The following is a 20,550-nucleotide window of genomic DNA, read 5'->3' as shown; positions in this document are numbered from 1 at the left end:
TTGATCTGCAATCCTCCAAGATGAGCACGCCGCCGCCCGGGTCCAACCCATGCCCGGTCCGATTACGGCGGTGATACGCACACCAGCGTAGCGCTCATCACCATGGAGAACACAATGCAAAACAGCGTGTTGTCGCATCTCGTCCCGCGCGCGATCGCCGCGGGCTGCCTGCTCGCCGGCGCGAGCGTGTCGCAGGCGGCGGGCGCCTTTGCGCCTTACGTCGACGTGACGCTCTACCCGACGCCGCTCGTGGATCGCATCGGCGTTCAGCAAGGCATCCAGCAATTCACGCTCGCGTTCGTCGTCGCGGGCAACGGCTGTACGCCGTCGTGGGGCGGCGTGCAGGCCATCGGCAACGGCGCGACCGGCGACCTGCTCACGTCGATCGGCACCGCCGTCACGAACTATCGCGCGAAGGGCGGCGAAGTCGCCGTGTCGTTCGGCGGCGCGAGCGGCACGCCGCTGATGCAGGCGTGCACGAGCGTCCCCGCGCTGAAGACCGCGCTCCAGACCGTGATCGACACGTACAGCCTCACGCACGTCGACTTCGACATCGAGGGTGCGTCGCAGCAGGACGCGGCGGCCGTCGCCCGCAACTTCCAGGCGGTCGCGCAGCTGCAGGCCGACTATGCGGCGAAGGGCAAGCCGCTGCACGTCACGCTGACGCTGCCGGTGATGCCGACCGGGCTCATCCAGGACGGCCTGAACGTCCTCAACGCGGCGATCGCGAGCAAGGTCAACCTCGACGCGGTGAACGTGATGACGATGGACTACGGCCCCGCCGGCATCGACATGGGCGCGGCCGCGATCAGCGCGGCGCAGGGGCTCTACTCGCAGCTCGACACCGCGTACAAGTCCGCCGGCCGGTCGTTGAGCAGCTCGCAGCTGTGGCAGATGGTGGGCGTCACGCCGATGATCGGCGTGAACGACACGCAGGGCGAGACGTTCACGCTCGACAATGCGCAAAGCGTGCTGAACGCGGGCGTCAACAACGGCTACGGGTTCATCAGCTACTGGTCGGCGACCCGCGACAAGCAGTGCGACAGCAACAGCGGCTATGCGTCGCCGATCTGCTCGGGCGTCACGCAGCAGCCGTACGCGTTCGCGTCGATCTTCAAGAAGCTCGACGGCAAGTGGGGCGCCGGCGTCACGCAGGACCCGAACTACGGCGGCGGCTCGGACGGCGGCGGCACGCCGCAGCCGGGCGCACCGTGGTCCGCGAGCCAGGTGTACAACGCGGGCGCGACGGTCACGTACCAGGGCGTCACCTACCAGGCGCAATGGTGGACCAAGGGCGACATCCCCGGCCAGTCGTCGGTGTGGAAGGCCGTGAACGGCGGCACGCCCGCGTGGTCGGCGACCACCGCCTATCAGGCCGGCGCGTGCGTGATGTACCAGGGCGCGAAATACTGCGCGAAATGGTGGACCCAGGGCGATACGCCGAGCGCGGGCGGCGTGTGGGTGAAGTCATGACGGCGCGCATGCGGGCCGTCGGCACGGGCCGCTAACGGCGCTCCCGTGCCCCGAACCGGGCCGCGTCGGCATCAGTCTGCGCCGGCGCGGCCCGGCCGCTAGCGAGCGCGGTTCGACGCCCCTGCCCGAGCCTCGAGGAGGACAGACGCGATCCGGTTGCCGCGCCGCACTGCCGTTCGCTAAGCTGGCATTCCGACGGTCCCGAATCCGGAGCTTTCATGAAACGCTTGCTGCTGGCCGCCGTGACGATCGCGGCGACGCTGAGCGTCACGCACGCGCAGACCCAGACCTATCCATTCGGCGAAGGCGGGACGCAGCCGCAGGGCGCGGCGCAACCGGCGCAACCCGCGCCGCTGCCGGGCGCGGTACAGACCCCGCCGCTGCCGCAGGGCGCGGTGCCGACGTCGCGGCCCGCGCCGCGGCGGCCGCACGCGAGGCCGCACCGGCATCACCGCCACGCAGCAGTCAAGCGGCATCGCCACCACGTTCGGCATGCCAGGCCGACGCGACATGGAATCTACCGGTATTCGTGAAGCGGCGGCGGCACGCCATCCATTGTTTCGGATGGCGATGCATCTTTTGCTCACCATTTCGCACGAGTTAACCTATTCTTTCGGCAACGCTGGTCGGTGAGCGCTCGGTCGGACGTGTGTTCGTGCGTCCCGGCAAGAGCGGCCATTGATCGCCACATCGGCAGCGGCATGCCGAATTTGTCAGATGAAAGACGGTTGCCCGTCATTGGCCTGTTGCAAGCGGCTCGCGTGCGACAGGTGCGGAACACCGCGCACGTGCGCGGCCGCCAGGACCCTCATCGAACGCCGTCCGCCGGCACGCGGACGGCGGCGACCGGCGTCGCGATTCCCGACGACGCCGTGCGCAGGAAGCCGGTTGCACCCACGACGCGCGCGTGACGCCGCGTCACTTTTTGCGAGCCCGACATGACGAGCCTGTACACCTACCGCGGATACACGATCGAAGTGCGCTGCGAGCATCAGCCGGCCGAGGCAGCCGACATGGCCGCGCCGGCCCCCGGCTACGTCGCCGTGGTCCAGGTGCGGGCGGGCCATACGTCGTCGATCTTCTTCTCGCCAGTGCGGCTCGCGGACGATCGCGGGCAACCGTTCGCCGACAGCCTGGACGCGCTCAGCGCGGGCCGCACGGCCGGCGAGATCATCGTCGACGACCTGCTGTCGAGCGCCGGCTCGTATTGACGCAGCCCGGGCGCGCCGACACCGGTGAGAAACGCGAAGGCGCTCGTCAGCGCAATCGTTTGCGCCGAAGTTCGTGGCCTTGATACACGACGACGAAGGCGCCGAGCATCATGATGCCGACGGCCACGAACTCGCTCAGCCGGGCCGGGGCTTGGCGCAACGCCGGATACACGCCGACGCCGATGCCGGCGGCAATCATCGCGATGCCCGCGATCAGTCCTCCGATCGATCCGGAAGTGGTCTTGTCAAAGTCGCTCATGTCGTTACACCCGTAGCCAATATTGTTCTGGTCAGGCGCGACGCGCGGGGCGCATGAACCCGCGCATCGCCGCCTTCCGGTGCTCGACTATATCCGGCCATAAATGGGCCGACGATTTTCCCGGCGATGCGTGCGTGAGGTGTCGTTTCGGCGCGACGCGGGACCGCGCTGCTATCATCCGGTCCGGCTGTTCGGGCTGTACGTCGGTCAACCGAAGCGATTTCCGAAGCCATTACCGATACTACTCGTGAAATTCGCCTGCATCTGTGGGGCCGTCATCTTCGACCAAACCGATTTCCTCGCCAGCAAGGCGCATCTGATCGCGGATGTTGAAGTTCGTAGATCCTGCTAATGGCGTCCGTTAGAGCGCTAATCGTGTCCGTTCATTCCGCTAATGCGGGGCGGCGAAGATCAAGTCGCGCAAGTGAGTAGCGGCGGACCACCGGCGAGGCGTTTCACCGAAGTGCGCCGAGTTCCAAACAATGGCGTTGAAGCGCGGCATCGGCCCCCGTATTGCCTACCTCAACGTCGTTGCCCCCCTTCCCATCGAAGGTGTCGGCGCCAGTCGATCCATTCAACACATCGTTAGCCCCCCACCATCCTGCGGCCGCAGCGGACATCTCCAGATAGTTCATTTCGTCACCCCGATGGATTCAAAGCCGATTGCAACGATTCTTAAAAAAAATCAATATCGCGAATACCAAAAAAATCAAGCATGCCAATGGAATATATATTGTTTTTCTCTTTTCCCCGGCACCATTGAATAATATGAATCGCATGAGCGACGGATGGTGTTGAATCCGAAATGGAAGCATCACCATGCCGGCTAGGGTGAGCCAAAAAAGTATGGTTTTTAGATCGGCATGATGTTGGAGCGCTGGACTGGATCTCTCGAATGCCCTAAAGTAAAAATACCCAATAATGGACGCGACCATTATTGCGTCGGCGGCACTCAAAAATACCTTTCTCATTCTGAAACCCCGTGCATCAATTTTTGCAATCGCCTGCGTTTATTTAAATGGCATGGCAGCAGAATGGTGCCGCTCACTTGTTCTTCTATCAATGCTCAGACATCGACAATGTTAATCAGTCAACCCCCATTGGCCTCGTCACGGCCGAGGCATCGCATTGGTCATTTTTTATCACGTTTCACAATTGAATATTCTGATTTGTAAGTATTCAAGGGCGTGTTAACCCAATATTGCCTGGATTAATGATTTTGAAAGTGTGTGTGCGGAGGAATTGGTATTTTGATCACCGCGTGATCGGAGATGTTTTTTTGTCTTTTAACGTTTGCGACTGTTGGTATTTCTTGCGGCAGCTGATTCGTCTGCATTTATGGGGTTATTTAATTATTCACAAGCTAGCCAGTCAGGGGTAAACACGGGCGTTTGCCTGCGCCCGCACGAGCCGGCCGTGTTCCTGACCGCGCTGCTCAACAGCCAGCCGATGGGCTTCTACACGCCGTCGCAGCTGCTGCAGGATGCGAAACGCCGCGGTGTCCAGGTGCTGCCCGTCAACGTCACCGTACTAAACGCGGGGGCAGGTCAGCACGAACGCATCGCGGCGGACACGAGGAGAATATTGCTCTCGGCCTTTGCTGACGGCGCTGCCGTGGGTTTACGCGTTAGCGGTATCTGCGGACACTGTTAGCAGAAACTTCGAACGCCAACAGCGAATCAGGATTGGGAGGACTTTGCCGATGCGAGCCAGTCGCGCGGCTACGTCGATCGCTCGTATGCGCGCATCTGCTATCAATGCCCGTCATGCGCCAGGCTGCACGTCGACGACAACGCGCGCCAACTGATTGCGTTCGCCCCGGAGACGACCGGAACGCAACCCGTGCTCAGGTCGATCAAGGGCGACCTCTGGAAGGCGCCGTTGATCGGTGCGTGGACATCCAAACCGTTCGCGGGCCAGCCCAACGGCGACCTCTATTGCGACGGCGCGGAGGGCGCCGCGGAATCCTACGACACCTGGGAAGCGCTGGAGCAGGCCTACTTCGCGCTGTTCTTCCGGCTTAAAGGGTTCGGCTTGCTGAGGTCGGCGCTACTTCGGAAGGATGGCAAGCAGGCTCATACATGGCATGACGACGATCGCTGATGCCCCGCCGCTCACGATCGCAGGAATTTCCCGGCCCTGCGCTCGAGCAGCGCGATCAGTTCCGGCTGCATGAACGCGTACTTGTCGGGAATGTCGAGGCAGATGATCTTCTTGTTGCGTAAGTCCGCGCCGAATTGCTTCGACAGCTTTGCCTTGTGCGAGCGCTCCATCACGAAGATGATGTCGGCCCACGCGATCTGCTCGCGCGACACGATCGACTCCGCATCGGGCGCGATGCCGGCCGAATCCGTTTCGATGCCCGGCCAGGCGGCGAACCATTCTTCCGCCGTCGGGCTTCGCAGCCGGTTCCTGCTGCAGACGAAGAGTGCCCGCGTCATGCCGGATGCGATCAGCCTTGCGGCATCGTGCCGGGCCGCAGATACGCGAGCATGTACGACACGTAGTCCGCCTTGCCGAGTTCGACGCCCCGGTTGCGCAGGATCGCGTACGCGGTGACCACGTGAAAGTAGAACTGCGGCAGCGCCCAGTCGCGCGCGTACTGCTCGCCCGTCATGTCGAAGACGGCGCCGTTGGGCAGTTCGAGCGCAATTGGCAGTGCGCCGCCTGCGTCGAGCGCGTTAGGCGACAGGCCGTCGAGCAACGCAAGCGCGTCGTCGATGCGCGCCTTCGCATCGGACCACGTGCCCGGCTGCGCGTTGGCATTCCATCCTTCCTGCCGCACCGCCAGCAGCGCTTCCGGAAGCGGTTCGCCGCGCAGCCGGCAGACGGGCTCAAGCGCTTGAAAGCAGGCGAAGCGGATCTGCGCCGCGAGCGGAAACATGTCCGCCGCAAGCCGCTCCGACAGCAGCGCATCCGGCTCGGCGTCTATCACCTGCCGATGGGCTGCGGCCTTGTCGAGCCACGACGACAGGCCACGCAGAAACTGGGTGAAGGTCGGGACGAGAAGCTGGGTCAGCGACACGAAATCCTCCGATGGCTACGGGTCGCGTAACGATAGCAGCGCGGGAGGATTGGGGCAAACGACGACGATCAACCTGCGAGCATGGGATCGATCCTGTCGTCGGTCAGGCCACCACCCCCTCCGCCGTCACCCACTCCGCGCCCCACTCGGCCGCGATCCTTGCCCCGCGCCCGACCCTCACGGCGGCATCGTCAAAGTCGACGAACACGACATGATCCGCCGCCTTCGGCCGCGCCGGCATCTCGCGCGTGCGCCCATCCGACAACACCCACAGCCACCGCTGCTTGTCCGGCTCGCGGCGCGCCTCCCGCGCGAGCAGCCGCGCGGCGGCATCGATCCCGTCCGCGAACGGCGTGCCGCCGCCGCCGCCCACCGGCTCCAGCCAGCGCGCGTTCCACCACCTCGGCACCGCCGGCCCGAACCGGCGTTCCGCGCCGGTCCCGCCGAAACAGATCAGCGCCGTCTCCGCCCGCGCGCGCGCTGCGTGATCGAAGTACGCGACGATCAGCCCCTTCGCGATCGCGAGCCGCTCGAACGACAGCATCGACGCCGAGCAGTCGAGCACGAAGCAATGCAGCGCGCGCGGCGCGCCCGCCTGTTTCCGGAACCGCAGATGCTCGGCCTGCAATCGCCCGGCGCGCTTGACCGCGAACGTCGCCGGCCATGCGACCGCCACGCCGGCGCGTGTCACGCCCGGCGTATGCCCGGTCGCGCCCTGCTGCCATCGAGGACCGCGAAGCGAAGTCGCGGCGGCGCCTGCTCGATGGCTCAGCGTTTTTTTAGCGGCAGCGGCACCACGCCCTTCACCGCCTGCAAGCCGGCGGGTTCGGGCGGCAGGTAGCCCCAGTCGCCTTGTGCATCCTCATCGCGCGGCCGCGCCGTGTCAGGCGGCGTGGCGGACGAACCGCCCGCATTCGATTGCGACGGCGCACGCTCCGCGTCGCGCGCCCCCGACGCCGCAGGCGGCGCCGCATGCGCTGAACGGCGATGCCGCAGCACCGCTTCCGCGACCCGTTCGACATGCTCGACCGTCACCGCGTCCGCGCCTTCGAGCGCCGTGAGCGCGCGCGCCGCGCGCAGCATCACGAGATCGGCGCGCAGGCCGTCGACGGCCGCGTCGATGCACAGCGCGCTGACCCGCGCATGCACCGCATCGCCGAACGTCAGCGCCGGCAGGCGCTCACGCGCCGCGCGAATCCGCCCGGCCAGCGCGCGCTGCGCGTCGTCGTGACGCGCGCGGAACGCTTCGGGATCGAGATCGAACGCGAGCCGCGCCTTCACGATCTGCTCGCGCTGCGCGGCGTCGAAGCAATTCACGAGCTCGACCATCAGCCCGAAGCGATCGAGCAGTTGCGGCCGCAGCTCGCCTTCCTCCGGATTCATCGTGCCGACCAGCACGAAGCGCGCGTCATGCGCGTGCGACACGCCATCGCGCTCGACGATGTTGACGCCGCTCGCGGCGACGTCGAGCAGCGTATCGACGAGCCCGTCGGCCAGCAGGTTCACCTCGTCGACGTACAGCACGCCGCGATGCGCGCGCGCGAGCAGCCCCGGCCGGAAGCGCACGCCGTTCTCCGCGAGCGCATGCGCGAGATCGAGCGAGCCGGTCACCTGCTCGTCGCTCGCCGACAGCGGCAGCGTCACGAACTGCCCTTCCGGCAGCAGCGCCGCGAGCGCGCGCGCGGCGGTGGATTTCGCGGTGCCGCGCGGCCCGCTGACGAGCACGCCGCCGAGCGACGGGTCGATCGCCGCGAGCAGCAGCGCCTGTTGCAGCGCCGCCTGCCCGACGAGCGCGGTGAACGGAAACACCGCGCGCAGGCGGTGCGTCGGATCGGTCATCGCCGACCTCCTTCCAGATGATGTTCGCTCGCGAGCCAGAGCGCCTCGATCCGCTCACGATAGTCGCCCGGCTGCTGCCACAGGCCGCGCTGCATCGCCTCGACGAAGCGCTCGCAGATGCCCTGCAGCGCACGCGGATTGTGCCGTTCGAGGAATGCGCGCGTGGCATCGTCGAACAGGTACGCGTCGGCGACGAGCGCGTATTGATGATCGGCGAGCACGCGCGCGGTCGCGTCGTAGCCGTACAGGTAGTCGACCGTCGCGGCCATTTCCGCCGCGCCCTTGTAGCCGTGGCGCTTCACGCCGTCGAGCCATTTCGGGTTCACGACGCGCGAGCGGATCACCCGCGCGATTTCCTCGCGCAGCGTGCGCATCTTCGGCGCGGCCGGGTTCGCGTGGTCGCCGTGATACAGGCTCGGCTGGCGGCCCGACAGATGCCGCACCGCCGCGGTCATGCCGCCCTGGAACTGGTAGTAGTCGTTCGAATCGAGGATGTCGTGCTCGCGGCTGTCCTGGTTCTGCACGACGACGTCGATCGCCGCGAGCCGCTCGCCGAACACGTCGGGCGCGGCGTCGCCCGCGCTGTTCTGCGCATATGCGTAGCCGCCCCATTGCCGATAGGCGTCGGCCAGATCCGCGTCGGTCTGCCAGCGCCGCTGGTCGATCAGGTCCTGCAGGCCCGCGCCGTAGCTGCCGGGCCGCGCGCCGAACACCCGCCAGCCGGCGCGGCGCCGCGCTTCGTCGGCCGGCACGCCTTGCTCGATCCACTTCGCGCGCTCGCGCTCGACGCGCGCGCGGATCGGGTTCAGATGCTCGGGCTCGTCGAGCGCCGCGACCGCCTGCACGGCCGCGTCGAACAGATGCATCAGGTTCGGGAACGCGTCGCGGAAGAAGCCGGACACGCGCAGCGTCACGTCGATGCGCGGCCGCTCGAAGATCTCGATCGGCAGGATCTCGAAGTCGGTCACGCGGTGGCTGCCGTGCGCCCATTTCGGCCGCACGCCGATCAGCGCGAACGCCTGTGCGATGTCGTCGCCGCCGGTGCGCATCGTCGCGGTGCCCCACACCGACAGGCCGATCGCGCGCGGATAGTCGCCGTGATCCTGCAGATGCCGTTCGATCAGCTGCTGCGCGGATTTCAGGCCGAGCGACCACGCGGCCTGCGTCGGCACCGCGCGCGTGTCGACCGAGTAGAAGTTGCGGCCGGTCGGCAGCACGTCGGGGCGGCCGCGCGACGGCGAGCCGCTCGGCCCCGGCGGCACGAAGCGGCCGTCGAGCCCGCGCAGCAGCTGGCGCAATTCCTCGCCGCCGCATGCATCGAGCGCGGGCATCAGCGTCGCGCGAATGCGCTCGATCACCGGCAGCGTGTGCGTCCACTCGCCGGGCGGCGGCGCGCATGCGTCGCCGGGCGCCGTCGCGCACAAACGATCGAGCCATGCCTGCGCGAACCGTTCGAGCCGTTCGCGCGTATCGCCCGCATGACGCCACGGCGATTCATCGACCGCCTGCAGCAGCGCCGGGCGCGGCCCCTGCCACGGCGCGGCCCAGTCGGCGGCGAGCGGATCGAAATCGTCGCCGAGCGCGAGATCGCGCGCGAGCGCGCCGATCAGCCCGGCGCGCGCCTGCTGGCCGTCGCCGACCGGAAAGCGCGCGAGCGCGAGCAGCGTGTCGCGCCGCTGGCGCGCGACCGGCGACACGCCGAACACGTGCAGCCCGTCGCGGATCTGCGCTTCCTTCAGCTCGCACAGCCACGCGTCGACGCGCGTCAGCAATGCATCCTCGTCGCTCGCGTCGCGCGGCGGCGCGACGCTCAGCTCGTCGTGCAGCCGGTGCTCGGCGATCGTCGCGAGGATGGTCTTGCGCAGCAGCTTCGCGCGCCGCGCATCGACCATCAGCGCTTCGTAGTATTCGTCGACCTGCCGCTCGAGGTCCTGCAGCGGGCCGTAGTTCTCGGCACGCGTGAGCGGCGGCATCAGGTGATCGACGATCACCGCCTGCGCGCGCCGTTTCGCCTGGCTGCCCTCGCCCGGATCGTTGACGATGAACGGATACAGGTGCGGCAGCGGCCCGAGCGTGAGGTCCGGCCAGCATGCATCGGACAGCGCGACGCTCTTGCCCGGCAGCCATTCGAGGTTGCCGTGCTTGCCGAGGTGAATCACCGCGTCGACGCGGAACGCGTGACGCAGCCAGAAGTAGAACGCGAGATATGCATGCGGCGGCACGAGGTCCGCGTCGTGATAGCTCGCGTAGTCGTTCTCGCCGCGCGAGCGCGACGGCTGGATGCCGACGAACACGTTGCCCGCGCGCCAGCCCGCGATCGTGAAGCGCCCCTGGCGCAGCGTCGGGTCCGCTTCGGGCGGCCCCCAGCGTTCGTTCATCGCATCGCGCACGGCGGCCGGCAGCCGGTCGAAATGCGTACGGTAATCGGCGAGCGCGAAGCTCTGGAACGCGGGCCGCAGCGCGTGCATCGCCGGGTCGTTGGTCACGCCTTCGGTGAGCCGCGCGATCAGCGCGTCGCCGTCGTCCGGCAGGCCCGCGACCCGGTAGCCCGCGTCGCGCAGCATCGCGAGCACGCCGAGCGCCGACGCGGGCGTGTCGAGCCCGACGCCGTTGCCGATCCGGCCTTCGCTTTGCGGATAGTTCGCGAGGATCAGCGCGACGCGTTTGTCCGCATCGTCGAGCGTGCGCAGCCGGCACCAGCCGCGCGCGAGCGCCGCGACGAAGCCGATGCGCTCCGCGTCGGGCTGGTAGCGCACCACGTCGACCTCGGTATGCGCGCAGCGGTACGCGAGCCCCTTGAAGCTCACCGCGCGCGTGACGATGCGCCCGTCGACCTCGGGCAGCGCGACGTGCATCGCGATGTCGCGCGCATGCAGGCCCTGGTTGTCCGCGACCCATGCGTCGCGGTTGCCGCCGGACAGGATCACCTGCAGCACCGGCGCATCGCCCGCGAGGATGTCGGGCTCGGGGCCGTCGATCGCGCCGGCCGCGAACGCGGTCGTGTTCAGCACCAGCGCGACGTCGTGCGCGTCGCAAAGCCGCGCGATCACCTCGCGGCTCACCGCGTCCTTCAGCGACGTCACCGCGATCGGCAGCGGATTCAGCCCTTCGCGGATCAGTGCGTCGGCGAGCGCGTCGAACACCGCGGTGTTCGCGGCCTGCCAGTGCGCCTTGTAGAACAGGATCGCGACGACGCTCGCGCCGGGCGTCCAGCGCGGCAGCCAGTCGTCGATGCTCGCCGGGTCGCGCGCCGGGTGATACAGCGCGGCGGCCGGCAGCGGGCGCGGCGGCGCCGGTTCGTCGCCGAAGCCGAGCGTGTGAAACGCGATGCTGCGCAAGAGCGCCTCGGCGTTGTGCGCGCCGCCCTCGCGCAGATAGCGCCACCACAGGCGGCACAACCCGGGCGCAACCGTGCTCTTCGCGATCAGGTTCGGATCTTCCTGCAGGTCGCCCGAGAACATCGCGAGCCGCTGCCCGCGACGCGACGCGAGCGACATCGCCTGTTCGATCCCGTACGGCCAGTACGCCTCGCCGCCGAGATGGTCGATCACGACCGTCTTCGCATGCTGCAGCACGTCGTCGACGTAGAAATCGACCGACGCCGGCTGGCGCAGGAACGTCACGTTCGCGAGCCGCACGCTCGGGAAGCCCGCCGGCAGACGCGGCACGACGCTCGCGAGCAGCGACAGCGTCGTGTCCGCCGAGCTCAGGATCACGATCTCGGCGGGCTGCTGGTCGATCCGGACGACGCCCTGCGTATCGTCGACGAAGCCGCCCGGCGTGGTGCGCAGCAGATGCATCGCCGGTTACGCCTGTTGCAGCTCGGCCGCGAGCGCCGCGTCGAACGCGCGCTGCAGCGCGGCCGCGTCGAGATCCTCGCCGATCAGCACGAAGCGGCTCGCGCGCGCTTCGCCGTCCTGCCAGCGGCGGTCGAAATAGCTGTCGAAGCGGCGGCCGACGCCCTGGATCACGAGCCGCATCGGCGCGTCCGGCAGCGCGGCGAAGCCCTTCGCGCGATAGATCGTGTGCGTCTCGACGACGCGCTGGAGCGCCGCGATCGTCGCTTCCCGCGAGCCGGCGTCGCCGCTGACGACGACCGAGTCGAAATCGTCGTGATGGTGATCGTGATCCTCGTCGTCGGCCGAGCCGTGGTGGTCGTGGCGCAGGTGAATGGTTTCCTCGGACGCCGATTCGAGCCCGAGCAGCATCGCCAGATCCAGCTCGCCGCGCGTCGCGCGCACGATCTTCACCTGCGGCGGGATTTCCTCGCGGATCGCCGCCTCGACCTGCGCGAGCTGCGTATCGTCGACGAGGTCGGCCTTGTTGACGATCACGAGATCGGCCGCCGACAGCTGGTCGGCGAACAGCTCGTGCAGCGGCGATTCGTGGTCGAGGTTCGGATCGGCGCGGCGCTGCGCGTCGACCGCCTGCGGATTCTCCGCGAACTGGCCGCTCGCGGCGGCCGGGCCGTCGACGACGGTCACGACCGCGTCGACCGTGAAGCTGTTGCGGATCGTCGGCCAGTTGAACGCCTGCACGAGCGGCTTCGGCAGCGCGAGGCCGGACGTCTCGATCAGCACGTGATCGATGTCGGCGCGGCGCTCGACGAGCGCCTCCATCACCGGATAGAACTCCTCCTGCACGGTGCAGCAAAGGCAGCCGTTCGCGAGCTCGTAGAGCTGGCCGGACGCCTCGCCCTGCGCGTCGTCGCAGCCGATGCCGCAGCCCTTGAGGATTTCGCCGTCGATGCCGAGCTCGCCGAATTCGTTGACGATCACCGCGATGCGGCGGCCTTGTGCGTGTTGCAGCATGTGGCGCATCAGCGTCGTCTTGCCGCTGCCGAGAAAGCCCGTGACGATGGTGACGGGCAGCTTGCGCATGGTCATGAAAGGTCCTGTATCGAGAAAGGGAGTCAGGCGGAGATCGTCACGTCGATCTCGTCGTAGCGCTTCAGGCGGTAGATCGCGGCCGACACGACCCAGCACGCGATGAACAGGCCGATCACGACGTAGCCGAGCATGCCGAAGTGCGACGCCACCATCGACGCAAAGGCCCACACGGGGCCCTGCAGCGACAGCTTGTCGGCGAGCAGCGCGAGCACCTCGATGCCGCCGATCAGCGCGGCGACCAGCACCGACACGAACGTGATCGTCATGTTGTAGTAGATCTTGCGGATCGGCCGCACGTACGCCCAGCGGTACGCGCCCATCATCAGGATGCCGTCGGTCGTGTCGACGAGCGTCATGCCCGCGGTGAACAGCGCCGGCAGCGCCATCACCGACCAGAACGACAGCCCGCCCTGCACCTGCGTCGCGGAGATGCCGAACAGCGCGATCTCGGTCGCGGTGTCGAAGCCGAAGCCGAACAGAAAGCCGACAGGATACAGGTGCCAGCTGCGCGACACGAGGCGGAACAGCGGCCGGAACAGGCGCGCGAGCACGCCGCGCTGGTTCAGCAGCATGTCGAGATCCGCGTCGACGATCGCTTCGCCGCGGCGCGCCGCGCGGAAGGTGCGGTACACGGAGATCAGGATCAGCAGGTTCGCGGTCGCGAGCAGCAGCAGGAAGAAGGCCGATACGCACGTGCTGACGACGCCGCCCCACGCCTTCATGCTCTCGAAGCGCGCGAGCGACGCCGCCGTCAGCGCGACCACGACGGACATCACGATCACGACCGTCGAATGGCCGAGCGAGAAGAACAGGCCGGCGCCGAGCGGGCTGCGGCCTTCCTGCATCAGCTTGCGGGTGACGTTGTCGATGGCCGCGATGTGGTCGGCGTCGACCGCGTGGCGCAAGCCGAACACGTACGCGAGCAGCGCGGTGCCGAGCAGCACCGGCTGGCCGTGGAACGCGATGAACGCCCAGATCCACGCGCCGACGTTGAAGGCGATCAGCAGTGAATAGATGGCGATGATCTTGCCGCGCAGCCCGGAAGGGCTGTCGTTGAACAGGCGGAAAAGCGAGTCGAGCATGGTGCTCCCTGGCGAACGGTCGACATGATGAATGCCAACACGACCGGCGCCGGATGCGCGGGCCCGCGCGCCGCCGGATGCCGCGCCGGCCTGCGCGAAGCGCGCGGCGGATCGGGACACGGGAGACGCTCGGGCGCCGGACGCACCGCCGCTGCGGCCGTGGACGATGCGCCGCATCCCCGCGGCGCTGAACCCCTCGTCTCGGCCGGTATCCGGGCTGACGAACACGCCGCTTCGCCTTCCCGGACGCATCACGCGTCCAGTGGCGGTCGTCCGCATGCGCGGCAGGCATGCGGCGAAGCGGCGCTGCATCGCGGCGGGCGCAATGCGTTCGCTTACCGTTGCGGGGGCAGCACAGGTTGGCGCGACTGCGGTGCAGTCAGGCTCCCTGTTTCCCGTTTAACTGCGCACGCCGGCGGGCGCGCGCGAGCACCGAAACGCGTGCGAGTGTAGGCGGCGCGGGCGGGAGCGTCAAGGCGAACGGCGGGGCCGCGGATCAGGGCAGTCCGTTCACGGCGGGTACGTTCGCGCGAGCCGTGCCGGGCCGAGGCGGCCGGCTGTCGACGGACGGCAAGGGAAGCCGGTTTTGGCCTGCGTCGAGAGCGGCCAGCAGTGCCTGGGCAAAAACAGCCAGCTTGGCGGACGGCCGCGGCAATGCACGCAACAGGTGGACGTCGTCCTCGCGCTGGGCGGGGTTGTCGAATACCGTGACCAACTGTCCGCTGGAAGTGGCCTGCTCCGTCGCCCAGGTGGGCAGGTACGCCAAACCCAAGCCGGCGATGGCGGCCAGAAGCAGCGCCTCGAAGTCGTCGCAGGCAAGGACGCTGTCGGCGGCATCTCCGGGTATCAGGCCGGCGGCACGCAGGCCGCGCCAGCCCAGGCCTTCGGGGTCATGGCGCTTGTCCAGCAAGCGATGGCCGGCCAGCTCGGCCAGGGTGGCCGGATGCCCATGCCGGTCCAGGTAAGCACGGCTGGCGCAGATGGACCAACGCTGCGTGGCCAGGCGCTGAGCATAGAGCCGGCTGTCCTTGAGCGGACCGATGCGGATCACCGCGTCGAGGCGTTCGCGTACCGGGTCGGCCAGCCGCTCGGTGAATTCCAGCTCGATGCGCAGCGCCGGGTAGCGCGCGAGCAAGTCCGGGAGAAGCGGCAGGACATGGTGGCGGCCGAATGTCGGCAGGCAGGCCACACGGAGTACGCCTCGCGGCTCGTCGCCCAGCGACGCGACCTCGGCGCGCAAGTCCACCAGTTCGTCGATCAATGCGGGAACGCGGGCCAGCAGCAGTTCGCCCGCGTCGGTCAGTGCAAGTCCGCGCGTGGAGCGCGCAAACAGCCGTACACCCAGCGCGGCCTCCAGGCCATCGATCTGGCGCACGACCGACGACGGCGCCACACCCTGTCGGGCGGCAACGGCGGAAAAGCTGCCTGCGCGCGCGACCGCGACAAAGACCGGCAAGTGTTCGGCATAAGGAATGGGCGTCATTTCCGCATTTTATGCAAAACCATTGTGCGACGCCGAGGCGTTCTGTCGCCATGCCGGCACGCCTAGCATTCCCCGCGGATGTGTGGCAATAGGGCCACACGAACGGAGTTCGCACGATGTCCCATCCTTTCCGCGCCGCCGCATCCTTGTCCGGGCGCAGTGTGGCAGCACTGTCGGCGGCCTGTGGCTTTGCCGTCGCCAACCTGTATTACAGCCAACCGCTGCTGCCGCAGATGGCGGCAACCTTCGGCTCGGATGCATCGGCCCAGGGCGCCATCGCCATGCTGACCCAGGCCGGCTACGCTGCGGGCTTGCTGCTGTTCGGCCCGCTGGGCGACCGAATCGACCGCCGCCGGTTGATCACCGCGCTGCTGTTGACGAACATGGTCGGCTTGGCGCTATGCGCAACAGCGGCCAACCTGGACGGGTTGCTGGCCGCGTGCGTCGTGGTCGGCCTGACGGCGGTCGGCGCACAGATCATCATCCCGGCGGTTTCGGGCCTGGCCGATCCGGCCCTGCGCGGGCAGACCGTCGGGCGGCTGATGAGCGGCTTGTTCGCCGGCACGTTGCTGGCACGCACGGCCAGCGGTTATGTCGGGGCGCACGCAGGCTGGCGCGCCATGTTCATGCTGGCTGCCGTGCTCGACGCGGCGCTGATCGCCCTGGTCTGGCGCCACCTGCCGCACACCCGACCGGACAGCGACCTGTCGTATCCGAAGTTGCTGGCCTCGCTGGGGCAATTGCTCAAACAGCAGCCGCTGCTGCGCGAAGCCTGCCTGGCCGGGTTCCTGCTGTTCGCCGCGTTCAACGTCCTATGGGGCTCGTTGGCGCTGATGCTGGCGCGGCCGCCCTACGGCTACGGCAGCGAGGTGGCTGGGTTGTTCGGGATGGTGGGCGTGATGGGCATGCTTGCCTCCCCCACCATCGGCCGGTTGACCGACCACTGGGGAGGCCGCCGGGTCGTGGCATCGGCGGCAGCGCTGGTGATGCTGGCTTTCGCGTTGGTCGCCGGTTCGATGCAGGGGATCGGCTTTCTGATCGCGGGCGTGGTGATCCTCGACCTGGGCAGCCGCGCCAGCCTCGTGGCCAATCAGACACGACTGTATGCGGCGCTGCCCCACGCACGCGGGCGGCTCAACACGGTGTTCATGACCTGCTATTTCCTGGGGGGCGCTGCCGGATCGGCGCTGGGCACGGCCATGGCGGGACGCTTCGGATGGAGCGGCGTGGCCTCGGCAGGCGTGCTTTGCGCAGCCTTGGCGCTGGGAACGGCGGCGGCGTGCCGAAGGAAACGGGCGAGCATGGATCAGCCCGCTTCGGGGGCATGACACCGGCATTCTCTACGGCTCGCGCACCGCGCGCCGCCGCCGGCCGGCCAAGGCGTCCCGCATGCGTTTGCGCCGTCGCGCTGTGCTATCGTATGCGCCGCGTTCGGTGCTCGCGCCTGCCCGCCGGCAGGCGCAGTTAAACGGGAAACAGGAGGCGGACATCCGCCCGGCCTGTGCTGTCCCCGCAACGGTACGCCGCCCGCGCGACGCGCTTTCAGCGCGCGCGCCCATGCCGCCCACGATGCCACTGCCCGCCTGCTTCGGGTGGGAAGGCCGCGGCCTGGCAAGCGGCCAGCCCGGATACCGGCCGACGCAAGGGGCGAGCGATGCGCTCGCCGAACGCCCGGTCCGCGGGGGACGGACTGCGTGCGCGTGTTGTGTGCTCATGCCCGCTTCGAGCGGGCTGCTTTCATTCCGCTATGCATCGCCATTCCGCAGGCCGGCTTCGCGCCGCCCGTTCGCCGCTTTTCCGGTCTTCGCCACGGTTCGCGCCGTGCCGCCCCCGATGAGCCGCGCCTGGCTGATCGGCGCGGGCCCCGGCGATGCCGACCTGCTGACGCTCAAGGCCGCGCGCGCGATCGGCGCGGCCGACGTGCTGCTCGTCGACGATCTCGTGAATCCCGAGGTGCTGCGGCACGCGCGCGCCGATGCGCGCATCGAGCACGTCGGCAAGCGCGGCGGCCACGCGTCGACGCCGCAGGACGCGATCGTCGCCGCGATGCTCGCGCACCTGCGCGCGGGCCGCAGCGTCGCGCGCCTGAAAGGCGGCGATCCGTTCGTGTTCGGCCGCGGCGGCGAAGAGCTGATCGCGCTCGGCGCGGCGGGCTTTCCGGTCGAGGTCGTGCACGGCATCACGGCCGGCATCGCCGCGCCGGCCGCCCTCGGCATCCCGGTCACGCATCGCGGCGACGCGCAGGGCGTGATCTTCGTCACCGGGCACGGCGCGGGCGATGACGAGCCCGACTGGCGCGCGCTCGCCGCGACCCGCATGACGCTCGTGATCTACATGGGCATCCGCCGCCTCGCCGCGATCGCCGCCGCGCTGCGCGCGGGCGGCCTGCCGGACGACACGCCGTGCGCGGCGATCGAATCGGCGACGCGGCCCGAGCAGCGGCACGTGCTGGCGACACTCGCGACCCTCGTCGAGCGCGTCGGCGCGGCCGGCATCGGCTCGCCCGCGATCGTCGTGGTCGGCCGTGTCGCGGCGCTGGCCGCCGATCCCGCGGTACAGGCCGCGCTGGCCGCGCCGGCCGAACCTGCGCCGCCGGAGCCCGCATGATGCGGGTCGCGCTCGGTCTCGGCTTTCGCGCGGGCGTCACCGCCGCACAGCTCGACGCCGCGGTCCGCGCGGCGCTCGCGCGGCACCCGCACGCGCAGCCGGCCGTGGTCGCGACGCTCGCCGGCAAATCGCGCGCACGCGCGCTGCGCACGCTCTGCGCGCGGCGCGGCTGGCCGCTCGTCGCCTTCGACGCGGCGCAGCTCGCCGCCCACCCCGAACTGGCGGAGAGCGCGCCGTCACCCGCCGCGCTCGCCCGCTTCGGCGTGGCCGGCGTCGCCGAGCCGTGCGCGCGGCTCGCCGCGCCGCGCGGCCGGCTGCTCGGCCCGAAACTCGCGCGGGACGGTGTGACGGTTGCGCTCGCCGGCCCGCTTTGAACCCATTCTTTCGACAGGACGACTCCCGATGAAAACCGATCCCGAAGCGCATCAGCGGATGACCGAGCGCCGCCGCGCCGGCCACGAGAAGAAGCAGGCCGCCGCCGTCAACGAAAAGGGCCTGCTGATGGTCCACACCGGCAACGGCAAGGGCAAGAGCACCGCCGCGTTCGGCATGGCCGTGCGCGTGCTCGGCCACGGGATGCGGCTCGGCGTCGTGCAGTTCATCAAGGGCGCGCTGCACACGTCCGAGCGCGATTTCCTCGGCGCGGTCGCGCACTGCGATTTCGTGACGATGGGCGACGGCTATACGTGGAACACGCAGAACCGCGACGCCGACATCGCGACCGCCCGCAAGGGCTGGGACGAGGCGCGCCGGATGATCGAGAGCGGCGATTACCAGATGGTGATCCTCGACGAGCTGAACACCGTGCTCAAGTACGAATACCTGCCGCTCGACGAGGTGCTCGCGACGCTGGCCGCGCGCCCCGCGTCGCTGCACGTCGTGGTGACGGGCCGCCACGCGCCCGACGCGCTGATCGACGCGGCCGATCTCGTCACCGAGATGCGGCTCGTCAAGCATCCGTACAAGGAGCAAGGCGTGAAGGCGCAGCGCGGCGTGGAGTTCTGAACGATGCCCGCCTGCCCCGCGCTGTTCGTCAGCGCGCCCGCGTCCGGCCAGGGCAAGACCTCGGTGACGGCCGGCCTCGCGCGGCTGCACCGCCGGCTCGGCCGTCGCGTGCGCGTGTTCAAGACCGGCCCGGATTTTCTTGATCCGATGCTGCTCGAACGCGCGAGCGGCGCACCCGTGAACGCGCTCGATCTCGGCATGGTCGGTGAAGCCGGCTGCCGCGCGCTGCTCGCCGACGCCGCGCGCGACGCCGACCTGATCCTGATCGAAGGCGTGATGGGGCTGTTCGACGGCACGCCGAGCAGCGCGGATCTGGCCGTCGCGTTCGGCGTGCCGGTCGTCGCGGTGATCTCCGCGAAATCGATGGCGCAGACCTTCGCCGCGATCGCGTTCGGCCTTGCGCGGTTTCGCGCGGACCTGCCGTTTCACGGCGTGCTCGCGAACCGGGTCGGCTCCGCGCGTCACGCGGAATTGCTGCGGCAGGCGCTGCCCGGCGACTTGCGCTGGCTCGGGCACGTGCCCGCCGACGCCGGCATCGCGCTGCCGGAGCGCCATCTCGGCCTGCATCAGCCGAACGACATCGACGATCTCGACGCGCGGCTCGATCGCGCGGCCGACGTGCTTGCGAATACCGCCCTTGCGGAATTGCCGCCTGCGGTCGCGTTCGCGGAGCCTGACGCCGCCGGGCCGCTGCCGCGCGCGCTCGCCGGCAAGCGGATCGCGATTGCGCGCGACGCCGCGTTCTCGTTCATCTATCCGGCGAATCTCGCGCTGCTCGACGCGCTCGGCGCGCAGTTGCGGTTCTTCTCGCCGCTCGCCGACGAGCCGGTGCCCGGCGACTGCGACGCGCTGTTCCTGCCGGGCGGCTATCCGGAGCTGCATGCGGCGGCGCTCGCGGCGAACGCGACGAGCGCGGGCGCGATCCGCGCGCATGCGGCGGCCGGCAAGCCGATCGTCGCCGAATGCGGAGGGATGGTGTATCTGTGCGATGCGCTGACGGACGTCGACGGCGCGACGACGCCGATGCTCGGCCTGCTGCCGGGCCGCGCGACGATGCAGCGGCGCTTCGCCGCGCTGGGCATGCAGCAGCTCGATACGCGCACCGGGCCGATGCGCGGGCATACGTTCCACTATTCGCGGCTCGACACGCCGCTCGAGCCGGTCGCGGCCGCAGTCCGGCCGGATGGCGGCGCGGGCAGCGGCGAGGCCGTGTATCGGGCCGGCTCGATCGTCGCGACGTACATGCACATGTACTGGCCGTCGAATCCGGCGGCGGCGGCGGCGCTGTTCAGCGGCGGAACAATTTGACCTGAGCGCTGATTTCGGCGATCACGATCGGGCGTTGACGGCGACAACGTCGTCGGCTGCACGTCACACCATGTCAGCCAGAGTGGCCGCCCTTCAACCGCCATGTTTCGCCCGCATCCGCGCCAGGAAAGCGTCGCTATTGAATGGCGCGGATGCGCCCGACGTTTCGCCGGCCTTTAGCGCCTCTTGCAATGCACGGACCTGCGTTTCATGCGATTCGAGCAGTCTCAGACCGGCTCGCACCACGTCGCTCGCCGAGCCATACCGTCCCGCTCGCACCTGTGCATCGACGAATTCGGCAAAGTGGTCGCCAAGCGAAATGGGCGTATTGCTCGACATGACCGACCTCCTCTTCAACATACCCGTCAT

At 68.8% G+C, this 20,550-nt stretch carries 21 protein-coding genes and 2 riboswitches; of the genes, 11 read left to right on the top strand and 10 right to left on the bottom strand.

Annotated features, from left to right (window positions below; all coding sequences use genetic code 11):
• Nucleotides 1–114 precede the first annotated feature (114 nt).
• The 3 genes from KY49_RS07585 (at nt 115) to KY49_RS07575 (ending at nt 2,684) form a co-directional block, all read left to right on the top strand.
• Nucleotides 115–1,473 carry a chitinase gene (locus KY49_RS07585; protein WP_042584024.1) on the top strand — a complete coding sequence of 453 codons (1,359 nt, stop codon included), beginning with the start codon at nt 115–117 and terminating at the stop codon, nt 1,471–1,473.
• 218 nt (nt 1,474–1,691) lie between these two features.
• On the top strand, nt 1,692–2,006 hold the full coding sequence (locus tag KY49_RS07580; protein ID WP_042584023.1) for a hypothetical protein: 315 nt from the start codon (nt 1,692–1,694) through the stop codon (nt 2,004–2,006).
• 405 nt (nt 2,007–2,411) lie between these two features.
• On the top strand, nt 2,412–2,684 hold the full coding sequence (locus KY49_RS07575) for a hypothetical protein (RefSeq protein ID WP_042584022.1): 273 nt from the start codon (nt 2,412–2,414) through the stop codon (nt 2,682–2,684).
• A gap of 46 nt (nt 2,685–2,730) precedes the next feature.
• On the opposite strand, the gene KY49_RS07570 is transcribed toward KY49_RS07575, so the two are convergent.
• Nucleotides 2,731–2,943 carry a hypothetical protein gene (locus tag KY49_RS07570; protein WP_010092392.1) on the bottom strand — a complete coding sequence of 71 codons (213 nt, stop codon included), beginning with the start codon at nt 2,941–2,943 and terminating at the stop codon, nt 2,731–2,733.
• A 482-nt stretch (nt 2,944–3,425) separates the two neighbouring features.
• Between KY49_RS07570 and KY49_RS36960 the strand changes: the two genes are divergently transcribed.
• The 3 genes from KY49_RS36960 (at nt 3,426) to KY49_RS07560 (ending at nt 5,046) form a co-directional block, all read left to right on the top strand.
• Nucleotides 3,426–3,710 (top strand): hypothetical protein, encoded by a 285-nt coding sequence (locus KY49_RS36960; protein WP_156162452.1) that lies wholly within the window; start codon nt 3,426–3,428, stop codon nt 3,708–3,710.
• A 649-nt stretch (nt 3,711–4,359) separates the two neighbouring features.
• Complete coding sequence (locus KY49_RS07565; RefSeq protein WP_059827042.1) at nt 4,360–4,596, top strand: hypothetical protein; 237 nt, start codon at nt 4,360–4,362, stop codon at nt 4,594–4,596.
• A gap of 189 nt (nt 4,597–4,785) precedes the next feature.
• Nucleotides 4,786–5,046, top strand: a complete 261-nt coding sequence (locus tag KY49_RS07560) for a hypothetical protein (protein ID WP_042584020.1) — start codon at nt 4,786–4,788, stop codon at nt 5,044–5,046.
• 11 nt (nt 5,047–5,057) lie between these two features.
• Here the strand turns inward: KY49_RS07560 and KY49_RS07555 are convergent, their stop codons facing one another.
• The 8 genes from KY49_RS07555 to KY49_RS07520 form a co-directional block, all read right to left on the bottom strand.
• On the bottom strand, nt 5,058–5,384 hold the full coding sequence (locus KY49_RS07555) for a low molecular weight protein tyrosine phosphatase family protein (protein WP_042584019.1): 327 nt from the start codon (nt 5,382–5,384) through the stop codon (nt 5,058–5,060).
• 11 nt (nt 5,385–5,395) lie between these two features.
• A complete protein-coding gene (locus tag KY49_RS07550; RefSeq protein WP_042584018.1) occupies nt 5,396–5,968 on the bottom strand; it encodes a DUF1993 domain-containing protein in 573 nt (190 codons plus the stop codon).
• 103 nt (nt 5,969–6,071) lie between these two features.
• The gene (locus KY49_RS07545) at nt 6,072–6,644 is read right to left on the bottom strand and encodes a vWA domain-containing protein (RefSeq protein WP_231636353.1); all 573 of its coding nucleotides are present in this window, start codon (nt 6,642–6,644) and stop codon (nt 6,072–6,074) included.
• A 92-nt stretch (nt 6,645–6,736) separates the two neighbouring features.
• Entirely contained in the window at nt 6,737–7,807 is a 1,071-nt protein-coding gene (locus KY49_RS07540; protein WP_042584016.1) for an ATP-binding protein, read from the bottom strand.
• Nucleotides 7,804–11,607: a cobaltochelatase subunit CobN gene (cobN, locus tag KY49_RS07535; RefSeq protein WP_042584015.1), complete on the bottom strand. Its 3,804-nt coding sequence runs from the start codon at nt 11,605–11,607 to the stop codon at nt 7,804–7,806. Before cobN ends, KY49_RS07540 begins: the two co-directional genes overlap by 4 nt.
• 6 nt (nt 11,608–11,613) lie before the next feature.
• Complete coding sequence (gene cobW, locus KY49_RS07530; protein WP_042584014.1) at nt 11,614–12,693, bottom strand: cobalamin biosynthesis protein CobW; 1,080 nt, start codon at nt 12,691–12,693, stop codon at nt 11,614–11,616.
• A 26-nt stretch (nt 12,694–12,719) separates the two neighbouring features.
• Nucleotides 12,720–13,778: a HoxN/HupN/NixA family nickel/cobalt transporter gene (locus KY49_RS07525; RefSeq protein WP_042584013.1), complete on the bottom strand. Its 1,059-nt coding sequence runs from the start codon at nt 13,776–13,778 to the stop codon at nt 12,720–12,722.
• A 186-nt stretch (nt 13,779–13,964) separates the two neighbouring features.
• A riboswitch (cobalamin riboswitch) is annotated at nt 13,965–14,230 on the bottom strand.
• Nucleotides 14,231–14,274: 44 nt separating this feature from the next.
• Nucleotides 14,275–15,261 (bottom strand): LysR family transcriptional regulator, encoded by a 987-nt coding sequence (locus tag KY49_RS07520; RefSeq protein ID WP_042584012.1) that lies wholly within the window; start codon nt 15,259–15,261, stop codon nt 14,275–14,277.
• A 116-nt stretch (nt 15,262–15,377) separates the two neighbouring features.
• On the opposite strand from KY49_RS07520, the gene KY49_RS07515 reads away from it, so the two are divergent.
• From KY49_RS07515 to KY49_RS07495, 5 genes are all read left to right on the top strand, one after another.
• A complete protein-coding gene (locus tag KY49_RS07515; protein WP_042584011.1) occupies nt 15,378–16,589 on the top strand; it encodes an MFS transporter in 1,212 nt (403 codons plus the stop codon).
• A gap of 86 nt (nt 16,590–16,675) precedes the next feature.
• Nucleotides 16,676–16,915: riboswitch (cobalamin riboswitch) on the top strand.
• 179 nt (nt 16,916–17,094) lie between these two features.
• Nucleotides 17,095–17,868 carry a uroporphyrinogen-III C-methyltransferase gene (gene cobA, locus KY49_RS07510; RefSeq protein ID WP_042584010.1) on the top strand — a complete coding sequence of 258 codons (774 nt, stop codon included), beginning with the start codon at nt 17,095–17,097 and terminating at the stop codon, nt 17,866–17,868.
• Entirely contained in the window at nt 17,865–18,242 is a 378-nt protein-coding gene (locus tag KY49_RS07505) for a cobalamin biosynthesis protein (protein WP_042584009.1), read from the top strand. The genes cobA and KY49_RS07505 overlap by 4 nt, the downstream gene beginning before the upstream one ends.
• Before the next feature lie 28 nt (nt 18,243–18,270).
• Nucleotides 18,271–18,873 carry a cob(I)yrinic acid a,c-diamide adenosyltransferase gene (gene cobO, locus KY49_RS07500; RefSeq protein WP_010092402.1) on the top strand — a complete coding sequence of 201 codons (603 nt, stop codon included), beginning with the start codon at nt 18,271–18,273 and terminating at the stop codon, nt 18,871–18,873.
• Between the two features lie 3 nt (nt 18,874–18,876).
• Nucleotides 18,877–20,181, top strand: a complete 1,305-nt coding sequence (locus KY49_RS07495) for a cobyrinate a,c-diamide synthase (protein WP_042584008.1) — start codon at nt 18,877–18,879, stop codon at nt 20,179–20,181.
• Nucleotides 20,182–20,274: 93 nt separating this feature from the next.
• Here KY49_RS07495 and KY49_RS35225 read toward each other — a convergent pair whose 3' ends face one another.
• Complete coding sequence (locus KY49_RS35225; RefSeq protein WP_059777985.1) at nt 20,275–20,520, bottom strand: type II toxin-antitoxin system ParD family antitoxin; 246 nt, start codon at nt 20,518–20,520, stop codon at nt 20,275–20,277.
• Between the last annotated feature and the right edge of the window lie 30 nt (nt 20,521–20,550).

The organism is Burkholderia sp. MSHR3999, from assembly GCF_000833595.1.
GTDB lineage: Bacteria > Pseudomonadota > Gammaproteobacteria > Burkholderiales > Burkholderiaceae > Burkholderia > Burkholderia ubonensis.
This window is presented reverse-complemented; position numbering and strand designations above follow the sequence as displayed.